Origin of the sequence: Miniphocaeibacter sp. (genome assembly GCF_049276255.1) — a bacterium.
In the GTDB taxonomy this organism is placed as follows: domain Bacteria; phylum Bacillota; class Clostridia; order Tissierellales; family Peptoniphilaceae; genus Miniphocaeibacter.
In genome coordinates this window covers 26,957-37,528 of the sequence record NZ_JBASWB010000024.1, presented here as the reverse complement: position 1 = coordinate 37,528, position 10,572 = coordinate 26,957, and the positions used below count along the sequence as shown (strand labels likewise).

Below are 10,572 nucleotides of genomic sequence, written 5' to 3'. Positions count from 1 at the left end.
ATAATAAAAATATTAAATACAAGTATATGGAACATAAGGCTGTAAGTTCCATAGAAGAAATTGAAAAGGCTAATATTCCCGAATCTGAAAAAATCGCTGTAAATTTATTTGTAACAGATAGAAAAAGAGAAAATTATTATTTAATAGTTGCAAATAGTATGAAAAAAGTAGATTTAAAACAGGTACGTGAAAAAATAGCTTCTAAACGATTAAGTTTTGCCTCATCTGAGGATTTAATGAAATATTTTAAAGTTAAACCGGGAGCTGTTTCATTATTTGGCGCTTTAAATGATAAGGATAAAATAGTTAAAATCTATATAGATGAATTTTACAAAAATAAAATAATAGGACTTCATCCTAATGACAATACAGCATCAGTCTGGATGGAAACAGATGATTTAGTTAAAATAATTAATGAAAATGGAAATTTTTTAGAGTTTATTGAAGTTTAAACATATTGTAACATTATAAAATATTTTGCATAAATTGACAAACTCTTCCTATACTGTTAGGCTTTTGAGGGAAGCAATTATTAATTTAAGGAGGATTTTTGTGAGTAATTTACCTAATTGTCCAAAATGTAATTCTGAATATACATACGAGGATGGACATTTAATTATATGTCCTGAATGTGCATATGAATGGAATCCGGATGTTGTAGTAGAAGATGATAATGTTAAAGTATATAAAGATGCATTTGGAAATGAATTAAAAGACGGCGATTCTGTAACAGTAATTAAGGATTTAAAAGTAAAGGGTAGTTCAGAAGTAATTAAAAGGGGGACTATTGTTAAGAATATACAGTTAAAAGATGGAGACCATGATGTCGATTGTAAAATTCCAGGATTTGGCAATATGGAATTAAAAACGGAGTTCCTAAAGAAGATTTAAGTTTATTGAACATTTTATTCTTAGTTAATTAGAATTAGTTGTAAAAGCATCTACTATTTAGTAGATGTTTTTTTTAAATATGATATTCTATATTAATAGATATCAATAAGAAAGAAGGTTGCAAAATGGCAGAATGGAACCCAAAACAATATTTGAAATTTGAAGAATATAGAACTCAACCGGCAAAGGATTTAACAAACAGACTTTTAAAGTATAAGCCTGATACAATTTTAGATATTGGGTGTGGGCCAGGAAATAGTACTGCCGTTTTAAAAGAAGCTTTTCCAAAGGCCTATATTAAAGGAATAGACAGTTCTGAAAATATGATAGAAAAAGCTAAAAGGACATATCCTAATATTGATTTTGAAATTTGCGATATAAATAATATAGAAAATAAATATGATTTAATATTCTCTAATGCTTGTATTCAATGGGTGCCGGACCACTATTCACTGATTCCTAAATTAATGGATAATATTGAAGAAAATGGAGTATTGGCAATCCAATTGCCAATTAATAAAGCTGAACCCTTGTATAGAACTATAGACGAGATAGTATTAGACCCTAAATGGAATTTTAATCATAAGAAAATACATAAAATTAACGCTTTAGAGTATGAAGAATATTTTAACATATTGGCGAAAAGCAGTAATGATTTTGAAATATGGATAACTCAATATTTACATAGAATGGAATCGTACCGAGATTTATTAGACTGGGTAAAGGGTACAAGTTTACGTCCTTATTTAGATGAGCTTTCAGAGAAAAAAAGAGTAGAACTGGAAAATGAAATTTTAAATCAAGTTGAAAAAGTTTATCCTTTAATGGATAATGGTGAAATTATTCAAGGTTTTAAAAGATTATTCTTTATTGCTAGGAAATAAATGCTATAAAATCATGTATTAGAAATATATTTTTGAATTTTAATTTTTTATTTGAGAGGGGATATATGAACAAATCACATCATTTATTAGAGGGCAACATTACAAAATCCATAACAAAAATGGCCCTGCCTTTAATGGGTATAGCATTTATTCAAATGGCTTACACACTAGTAGATTTAATTTGGCTAGGCAGGCTTTCAACAGCAGCAGTAGCAGCTGTTGGAACTTGTGGATTTTTTGTTTGGATGGCCCAAGCTATTACTTTAATTACAAAAACAGGAATGTCAGTAGGTTTATCTCAAGCCTATGGAAGAAGAGATGAAGAGGCAATAACAAAAACAACTATAAGCGGATTTCAAGTAAATTTAGTCCTGTGTATTATACTTATGAGTATATTTATAATTTTTAGAAAACCCTTATATGAATTTTATGGTTTGGAAAAAGCTGTTGAAAAATTAGCTTTAGAGTATCATATGGTAATTTCATGGGGGCTTATTTTTACATTTTTAAATCCATTTTTTGCTGCTATATTTTATTCACAAGGTAATAGTTCAACTCCTTTTAAAGTTTCAGTAATAGCCTTGGTCTTTAATATAATTGCAGACCCTATATTAATTTTTGGAATAGGACCTTTTCCTGAATTAGGAATGGCCGGTGCTGCAGTTGCAACAGTAATGGCGCAAGCAATAGGAACAATACTGTATATTTACATAGGAGTAAAGTATGGTGAATACTATGCTAAAATTAACTATTTTAAATCCTTAACGCCAAGATATATTATACAGACAATAAGATTGGGACTACCTGCATCAATACAGAGTTTAGTCCATTCTTTAATAGGTATAAAATTAAATCAGTATATTGCAATTTATGGAGCAGTGGGGGTAGCTACCTATGCAGTAGGCTCACAAATAGAATCAATATCATGGATGAGTTCAGAAGGATTTGCAACAGCATTTACATCTTTTTTTGGACAAAACTATGGCGCAAAAAACTTTGACAGACTGGATAAGGCCAAGAAAATTTGCATTAGACTTACTTTAGGAATTGGTTTATTAGGAACAGCAATAATGATATTTGGAAATAAATTTTTATTTAGAATTTTTACACCAAATGACCCTGCTGTAATAGCAGAAGGAAGTAAGTATTTAATAATTTTAGGTTTGACCTCAGCCTTAATGGCTTTGGAAATAGGAACTGGTGGTATGTTAAATGGACTTGGACTTACTAAATATCCGGCTATAAATGCAATAGTATTAAATGCAGCAAGAATTCCAATAGCATATTTTCTTATGAAGCTTTTAGGACTTACAGGAATTTGGGTAACAATGAGTTTATCCGGTGCTTTAAAGGGAATTGTAATAATTATAATATTTAAATATATTGAAAGAAGAACAAATGGATTTAGAAATAATATGGAAAAATTTCAAAGAGGTGTAAGGAGTTAGAATTTTTAATTAAGAAAAATTTTAATATAGGTAACTGCGTGTTTTTTAAGAGAATTTCATTTTGATTTTAATAATAAGTTCCGTTAGGGATTAGGGATAAATGTAAAAAGAAATTCTCTTTTTTATTTAGCAAGAATGTATTTTTTAAATTAATAGAAACTTAAAAACAATTAATCTTTAGTAAGTAACTTCTTATAGGTTAAGTCTATTCCCAAGGCTCCTAAAGGTGCAGTAATTAAAATTGACAAGACTGCAACTGTTAATATGATTTCTCCTGAAGAAAGTCCCATAGCAAGTGGAATACCACCAATTGCCGCCTGTACTGTTGCCTTTGGCATGTAGGCAATCATACAGAAGATTCTTTCCTTTATACTTAAATCGGTTTTTAGTAAACATAGAAAGACTCCAAATAATCTGAATATTAAAACTCCAAATATTAATATTATAGCTGAAAAACCGGCAGCAAAAGCATATTTTAAATCTACTGTAGCTCCAACTAAAACAAATAGTAAAATTTCAGCACCAACCCATAGTTTAGAAAACTTTGAGGATAATCTATTAGCTAAAACAAGGTGTTTTTTCTCTATGGTAATGGCTAAACTCATAATAGCCAATAGTCCTGAAAAAGGTATTATATTAGAAAAGTTGTCCTCTAATGTTACTAAAATAAAGGCAATTCCCAGCATAATAATTGTTTTTAGAGAATCCCTTAAATGAGTTTTTTTAAAAAATTCTGTTAGAATAAGGCCTAGAATAATTCCTACTAAAGCACCTGTAATTATTGAAAGAGGTATTTGTAGAAAACTAGAAGCAGTAATTGTTTCCCCTTGTGCTAAACCTGTTAGTATAGTAAAAATTACTATTACAAAAATATCATCAACAGAAGCACCAGCTAAAATTAGTTGGGGAATACTTTTTTCTGTTCCATAATTCTCATTCATTAATTTTAACATTTTAGGTATTATTACAGCAGGAGAAACTGCACCGACAACAGCTCCCATAATTGCAGCATCTAATACATTAATACCTAAAAGCTTTGGAGCCAATACTATCATTCCAAGCATTTCAAAACAAGCAGGAAGAAAGCACATTAGTATGGCTGGTCGTCCTACTTTTTTTAAATCTTCAATATTTAAAGAAAGACCTGCCCTTGTTAAAATAATTATTAAGGCTATTTTTCTTAAATCTGCAGAAATACTAAGTATTGAATTATCAATTAAATTAAGGGCGTAGGGGCCTAAAATAATTCCTGTTAACAACATTCCAATTAAGTTTGGTAACTTTAGTTTTTTGAAAATCTCTCCTAAAAATATTCCTAATATAAATATTAAAGCTAAACTAAATAACATATAATCCTCCTAAATAAAAAATGGTAGTCTCCTACAGAGACTACCATAAATAGACATGAAAAGACCTCTGTAAAAAACAGAAGTCATCAACTTTTTTAAAAAGTGGTTTTGGCTAGGCCAAGGGAGAACCTCATTCCCTAAAAAAATTATATTGTAATAAGAAAAATTTGTCAAATAAGTAGTAACTTGAAAAATATAGTATAAGATATATAATTTAATAGCTTGTATTTTTAATAAAAATAAAAAATAGGGGATAAAATGGCAAGAAGAAAAAAGAAAGAAATTATTGGTATTATTAAAGAAAATAGATTTCCAAATAAATCAATTATGGAAGTAGACAATAAAAAATATATATTTAAAGGTGGTATTAAGGGACAGGAAGTAAAAATAGTAGCACAAAGAAAAAAACGTGAACATATAGAAGGAAGATTTTTGGAATTAATAAGTAAGTCTGAAATAGAAAAAAGAATTCCTTGTCCACCTTTTGGAGTTTGTGGTGGTTGTGCTTATCAAACTTTAGAGTATGAAGATGAATTAAAACTAAAAAAAGAAATGTTAGAGAAATTATATTCTAATATTTATAATAAAGAAATTATCATAAATCCTAGTCCAAGTTCAACAGCCTATAGAAATAAAATGGAGTATAGTTTTGGAGACAAGGAAAAAGGTGGAGAATTAACCTTAGGAATGCATTCTAAAGGTAGATTTTATGAAATTTGTGAAACAGACAAGTGTAATATTGTTAACGGAGACTATGAAATAATTCGTAAAGCAGTACAAAATTATTTCAGAGAAAATAAGACGTTATTTTATAAAAAAAGAAACCACGAAGGATATTTAAGACATTTAATTGTTAGGTATTCTTTTAGTGAAAATGAATACATGGTAAATTTAGTTACAACTTCTCAAGAGGAATTAAACAAAAAAGAGTTTATAGAATTATTATTAAGTTTAAAATTAGATGGAAAAGTTAAAACTATAATTCATACAAGTAATGACTCTTTATCTGATGCAGTAGTTCCTGAAAAAGTAGATATTTTATTTGGAGATGGATATATAACTGAAAAATTATTGGAACTTGAATTTCAAATATCGCCATTTTCATTTTTTCAACCAAATCCAAAAGCTGCAGAAGTATTGTATTCAAAGGCCTTAGAGTTTTCCGGTGACATTAATAATAGAACAGTTTTTGACCTATATTCAGGAACAGGTACAATTGGTCAGATTTTTTCACAAAAGGCAAAAAAAGTAATAGGTATTGAAATAGTAGAGGAAGCTGTAGAAAAGGCAAAAGAAACATGTAAATTAAATAATATTTCCAATGCTGAATTTATAGCGGGAGATGTTCTTGAAAAAATAGAAGAATTAAAGGACCAAGCAGATATTATTGTACTAGACCCTCCAAGAGATGGAATACATCCAAAGGCGATTAAAAAAATAATTAATATAAAACCGGAAAAATTTGTATATATTTCCTGTAATCCAGTAACACAAGTAAGGGATTTGGAAATATTTTTGAAAAATGGATATAAATTGGAAAAACTTGAATTAGTAGACCAGTTTCCACGAACCGTTCATGTTGAAGCCGTAACACTGCTTACAAAGTAAGAAGTAGCAGGTCAGCAGATGGTTCTGCTCAATAAATAAAAGTTCTTGAAGAACCAGTTGCATCAGACCTACTAGAAAATCTTATAGAAAGATTTAAGTTAGGTCTAGATCATGCAAAGACTTCCCAAGAGCAAAAGTGATTGGCGAGAAGTCGACTGTTGAAGCCCTAGCCCTTCTTACGAAGTAAGAAGTGGCAGGTCAGCAGATGGTTCTTTTCAACAACTAAAGTTCTTGAAGAACCAGTTGCATCAGACCTACTAGAAAATCTCATAGAAAGATTTAAGTTAGGTCTAGATCATGCAAAGACTTCCCAAGAGCGAAAGTGATTGGCGAGAAGTCGACTGTAGAAGCCGTAACACTACTTGTAAAAAAGAAGGTTTAGTTAAATTGTAAACTGTAATTAGGTATGAGAAATTATATAGAAAAATTAAACTAAATTTAGGAAAAATGAAATTGGGTAATAAGTAATAGTATTATTTCATTGATTTTTATTATTTATTATAGAAAACTAACTAGGCAACTAAGGAAAAAAGATATAATGGAAAGTTTGTATATAAATCATAGATGAATTTATGAAAGACCTAGATATATTTAGAAAATTAAAAGGAGAGAGACAATGAGATTTATTTCATGGAATATTGATTCATTAAATGCAGCCTTAACGGCTGAATCGGCACGTGCCATATTAAGTAGAGAGGTATTGGATAAAATTATAAAGCATGAAGCTGATGTTATAGCATTACAGGAAACCAAATTAGCCAGTACTGGTCCTACAAAAAAACACTTGAAAATTTTAAAAGAAATGTTTCCGAATTATGAAATTGTATGGAGGAGTTCAGAAGAACCGGCACGTAAAGGTTATGCAGGTACTATGTTCCTATATAAAGAGGATTTAAAACCGATAGTTTCATTTCCAACTATAGATGCCCCAAGTACTATGGATTCAGAGGGGAGAATTATTACCTTGGAGTTTGAAGATTTTTATTTAACACAGGTCTATACACCTAATGCAGGAGATGGTTTAAATAGATTAGAGGAAAGACAGGAGTGGGATAGGAAATATGCTGATTATTTAGAAAATTTAGATAAAGAAAAGTATGTTTTAGCAACAGGTGATTTCAATGTAGCCCATAAAGAAATAGATTTGGCCCATCCTAAGAATAATATGCAATCTGCTGGATTTACTAAAGAAGAACGCCAAGGATTTACTAATCTTTTAGATAGGGGTTTTACAGATACATTCCGATACATCCATGGTGATGTTGAAGGAAAATACACTTGGTGGGCTCAAAGGGCTAAGACAAGTAAAATCAATAATTCAGGTTGGAGAATAGACTACTGGTTGGTTAGTAACCGTATTGCAGATAAGGTCATAAAATCCGATGTGGTAAATTCCGGTCCTAGACAGGACCATGCACCTATCTTATTGGAAATTGACTTGTAGTAGCTTTATACAATAAGTTAAATAGTAACCTAAGCTAATTATTTTAAAGGAGACTTACTTCTTTAATAAATCGACAAAATTATAGCCTAGTATAATTATATGTAATGGAGTTTAAAATTGAAATTGTATAAGGTCAAGATGCTATATATAAAAGTATTTTGACCTTATTTTGATATAATGGAGTAAAGATAAAATATATAAGGGGTGTTATATATGATTGAGAAAATACCTAGTTCAAAAGATATGATAGATTTAATAGGAGAAGAACTGTATAAGGTGTGGATAAACTTAAATGATGCAATTAGCCAAAAATATGAAATGGATTGTCTTTGGAATAGTGGAGGAAAAGCATGGACCTATGAATATAAATACCGCAGAGGCGGTAAAACACTTTGTGCACTCTATGCAAAAGATAATAGTATTGGGTTTATGGTTATCTTTGGTAATAATGAGAGATTAAAATTTGAAGCTGAAAGAGTTACATATTCTGAATCTGTTCAAAAAATTTATGATGAGGCGAAAACTTATCGTGATGGGAAATGGATAATGTTTGAACCAAAAGATACTTTAATGTTTGACGATTTTATGAGATTACTTGCAATAAAAAGAAGACCAAACAGAAAATAAGATATTATAATTAATTAACTTCTAATATGAAAAGATATACAGCCTTCTTAAGAGGCGTAAACATAAGTGGAAGAAATGAAGTATCAATGGCAGATTTAAAAAAAGAATTTGAAAAACTTGGTTTTAAAGAGGTTAAAACATATTTAAACAGTGGCAATGTTGCTTTTTCAAGCAGTGAAGATGACATATTTAAACTTACAAGATTGATTAAAACAATGATAAAAAGTCAGTTTGGCTTTGATATCCCCGTTTTTACAATATCAAAGGAGGATCTTGAAGATATTTTACTCCATGCACCGGAATGGTGGGGGAATGACAATAAAGAAATCTATGATAATTTAATTTTTATTATGCCACCAGCTACATTTTCTGATGTATTCAATGAAAATGGAGAACCTAAAGAAGGTTTAGAAAAGATTAGTAACTATAAAGAAATTATATTTTGGTATTTTAATAGAAAAAATTATCAAAAAACAAATTGGTGGTCAAAGACAGCAAGTACAAACATCAGCACTAAATTAACAATAAGAACTGCCAACACTGTTAGAAAGATAGTTGGAATGTAATTTTTAACTTTAGTTTGTAGGTCATAATTGAGCTATTTTCATGATGTCAAAAATATAAACATTTAAAGGTTGTATAATTATTTAGGATGTGTTCAAATGAAAAATTTTAAAAGAAATGATGCTTATTTTTCTTTGTGTGGGTTAAACTGTGGATTATGTAATATGAGATTAAGTGGGCATTGCCCAGGTTGTGGTTGCGGGGAACACCATTCATGTTCCATTGCTAAATGTAGTTTAAATTATGAAGGAATTAAATATTGTTTCCGGTGCAATGAATTTCCTTGTGAAAAATATAAGGATGCAAGTAAATATGATTCTTTTATTACCCATATGCACCAATTTAAAGATATTGAAAAATTCCAAGTAATAGGTGAAGTAGCTTATAGTAATGAACAGATTAAGAAAGTGGAAATTTTAAATTTTTTACTAGAGAATTATAATGCAGGAAGACAAAAAACATTCTTTTGTTTAGCTGTAAATCTTTTAGAATTAGAAGATATACAAGAGATAGTTAAACAATTAGAGACAAATGAAGATTTAGAAAAGATGGAGTTTAAAGAAAAGGCATTATATGCTGTAAATCAATTTAAAAAGTTTGCAGATGATTATGGAATAATCTTAAAATTAAGAAAAAAATAAATTAAGAATAAAATAGAAATTTTTAAATAAGGTCAAAATACTAGGTATTTAAAGTATTCTGACCTTATTTTGTTATAATGAAATAAATTAGGATTACGTAGCTATATATAATCAAGTTATAAAGTGAAAAATCATTGAGTTATGTTTTCATATGTGGATAAAAGCAAAAGACTTAGCTACAGATAATATATAGATTATATACGATTATATTGTGCATAGATAGTCGGATGAATATCGATAGACTTTGGTAATATCTATTCTGAAGGGAGGTTATTTTATGGATTCTTTAATTAATATGAACAATGCCATAGCATATATTGAGAAAAATTTAAATAACGATATTGATTATAGTCAAGTAGCTAAAATAGCATGTTGCTCAGAATATCATTTTAGACGGATGTTTTCTTTTCTATCGGGAATAAGTCTATCGGAATATGTTCGTAGAAGAAAATTGACACTAGCTGCAGTTGATTTAAAAAATTGTAACGCAAGAATTATTGACATTGCAGTTAAATATGGTTATAATTCTGCAGATTCATTTACAAGAGCATTTTACAATATCCATGGTATACTTCCATCAGAAGCAAGGAAAGATAATGTTAAATTAAAAGCATATCCTAAAATGACCTTTCAACTTTCAATTAAAGGAGGTATGGAATTGAATTATCGTATTTTAGAAAAAGAATCTTTTAATCTTGTGGGATTTAAAAGAAGAGTTCCTGTTATTTTTGAAGGAGTTAATCCGGAAATTGTAAAAATGAATGAACTTTTAACAGTAGAAGCAATTAAAAAACTAAAGGAAATTTCTAACGTTGAGCCAATGGGAATTATTAGTGCATCTACTAATTTTTCAGAAGGAAGAATGGAAGGAAAAGGAGAGTTAGATCATTATATTGGAGTAGCAACTAGCAATAAATGTGAAAGTGGTTTTGATGTATTAAAAATTGATGCAAATACTTGGGCAGTATTTGAGTCCATAGGACCATTTCCGGAAACCCTTCAAAATATTTGGGGAAGAATATATTCTTAGTGGTTTCCATCTTCAGGTTATGAACTAGTTGAGGGACCAGAAATATTATGGAATGAAAGTGCTGATACATCAAGAACAGACTATAA

11 protein-coding genes and 1 riboswitch are annotated in these 10,572 nt (G+C 29.4%); of the genes, 10 read left to right on the top strand and 1 reads right to left on the bottom strand.

Going from position 1 to position 10,572, the window contains the following annotated elements:
- From WAO56_RS02635 to WAO56_RS02620, 4 genes are all read left to right on the top strand, one after another.
- A partial coding sequence (locus tag WAO56_RS02635; protein WP_422145022.1) for a prolyl-tRNA synthetase associated domain-containing protein occupies nucleotides 1-452 on the top strand: 452 nt, incomplete at its 5' end.
- 100 nt (nucleotides 453-552) lie between these two features.
- Complete coding sequence (locus WAO56_RS02630) at nucleotides 553-891, top strand: zinc ribbon domain-containing protein YjdM (protein WP_422145021.1); 339 nt, start codon at nucleotides 553-555, stop codon at nucleotides 889-891.
- A 125-nt stretch (nucleotides 892-1,016) separates the two neighbouring features.
- Nucleotides 1,017-1,775, top strand: a complete 759-nt coding sequence (locus WAO56_RS02625; RefSeq protein ID WP_422145020.1) for a methyltransferase domain-containing protein — start codon at nucleotides 1,017-1,019, stop codon at nucleotides 1,773-1,775.
- Between the two features lie 65 nt (nucleotides 1,776-1,840).
- Entirely contained in the window at nucleotides 1,841-3,223 is a 1,383-nt protein-coding gene (locus WAO56_RS02620; protein WP_422145019.1) for an MATE family efflux transporter, read from the top strand.
- A 170-nt stretch (nucleotides 3,224-3,393) separates the two neighbouring features.
- Here WAO56_RS02620 and WAO56_RS02615 read toward each other — a convergent pair whose 3' ends face one another.
- Entirely contained in the window at nucleotides 3,394-4,572 is a 1,179-nt protein-coding gene (locus WAO56_RS02615) for a cation:proton antiporter (protein WP_422145018.1), read from the bottom strand.
- A 70-nt stretch (nucleotides 4,573-4,642) separates the two neighbouring features.
- A riboswitch (Fluoride riboswitch) is annotated at nucleotides 4,643-4,719 on the bottom strand.
- A 111-nt stretch (nucleotides 4,720-4,830) separates the two neighbouring features.
- Between WAO56_RS02615 and rlmD the strand changes: the two genes are divergently transcribed.
- The 6 genes from rlmD (at nucleotide 4,831) to WAO56_RS02585 (ending at nucleotide 10,486) form a co-directional block, all read left to right on the top strand.
- Nucleotides 4,831-6,180 carry a 23S rRNA (uracil(1939)-C(5))-methyltransferase RlmD gene (gene rlmD / locus WAO56_RS02610; RefSeq protein WP_422145017.1) on the top strand — a complete coding sequence of 450 codons (1,350 nt, stop codon included), beginning with the start codon at nucleotides 4,831-4,833 and terminating at the stop codon, nucleotides 6,178-6,180.
- A gap of 616 nt (nucleotides 6,181-6,796) precedes the next feature.
- Entirely contained in the window at nucleotides 6,797-7,624 is an 828-nt protein-coding gene (locus WAO56_RS02605) for an exodeoxyribonuclease III (RefSeq protein ID WP_422145016.1), read from the top strand.
- 213 nt (nucleotides 7,625-7,837) lie between these two features.
- The gene (locus WAO56_RS02600) at nucleotides 7,838-8,251 is read left to right on the top strand and encodes a DUF3788 domain-containing protein (protein WP_422145015.1); all 414 of its coding nucleotides are present in this window, start codon (nucleotides 7,838-7,840) and stop codon (nucleotides 8,249-8,251) included.
- A gap of 26 nt (nucleotides 8,252-8,277) precedes the next feature.
- Entirely contained in the window at nucleotides 8,278-8,817 is a 540-nt protein-coding gene (locus WAO56_RS02595; RefSeq protein WP_422145014.1) for a DUF1697 domain-containing protein, read from the top strand.
- A gap of 96 nt (nucleotides 8,818-8,913) precedes the next feature.
- Nucleotides 8,914-9,456, top strand: a complete 543-nt coding sequence (locus WAO56_RS02590) for a DUF3795 domain-containing protein (protein WP_422145013.1) — start codon at nucleotides 8,914-8,916, stop codon at nucleotides 9,454-9,456.
- Nucleotides 9,457-9,733: 277 nt separating this feature from the next.
- Complete coding sequence (locus WAO56_RS02585; RefSeq protein ID WP_422146240.1) at nucleotides 9,734-10,486, top strand: AraC family transcriptional regulator; 753 nt, start codon at nucleotides 9,734-9,736, stop codon at nucleotides 10,484-10,486.
- Nucleotides 10,487-10,572: the final 86 nt, after the last annotated feature.

What these genes read in the sequence shown, in the direction of transcription:
- rlmD (WP_422145017.1), top strand. Translation starts at nt 4,831, where the DNA reads ATGGCAAGAAGAAAAAAGAAAGAAATTATTGGTATTATTAAAGAAAAT.
- WAO56_RS02590 (WP_422145013.1), top strand. Translation starts at nt 8,914, where the DNA reads ATGAAAAATTTTAAAAGAAATGATGCTTATTTTTCTTTGTGTGGGTTA.
- WAO56_RS02615 (WP_422145018.1), bottom strand. Translation starts at nt 4,572, where the DNA reads ATGTTATTTAGTTTAGCTTTAATATTTATATTAGGAATATTTTTAGGA.
- WAO56_RS02605 (WP_422145016.1), top strand. Translation starts at nt 6,797, where the DNA reads ATGAGATTTATTTCATGGAATATTGATTCATTAAATGCAGCCTTAACG.
- WAO56_RS02595 (WP_422145014.1), top strand. Translation starts at nt 8,278, where the DNA reads ATGAAAAGATATACAGCCTTCTTAAGAGGCGTAAACATAAGTGGAAGA.
- WAO56_RS02625 (WP_422145020.1), top strand. Translation starts at nt 1,017, where the DNA reads ATGGCAGAATGGAACCCAAAACAATATTTGAAATTTGAAGAATATAGA.
- WAO56_RS02585 (WP_422146240.1), top strand. Translation starts at nt 9,734, where the DNA reads ATGGATTCTTTAATTAATATGAACAATGCCATAGCATATATTGAGAAA.
- WAO56_RS02620 (WP_422145019.1), top strand. Translation starts at nt 1,841, where the DNA reads ATGAACAAATCACATCATTTATTAGAGGGCAACATTACAAAATCCATA.
- WAO56_RS02600 (WP_422145015.1), top strand. Translation starts at nt 7,838, where the DNA reads ATGATTGAGAAAATACCTAGTTCAAAAGATATGATAGATTTAATAGGA.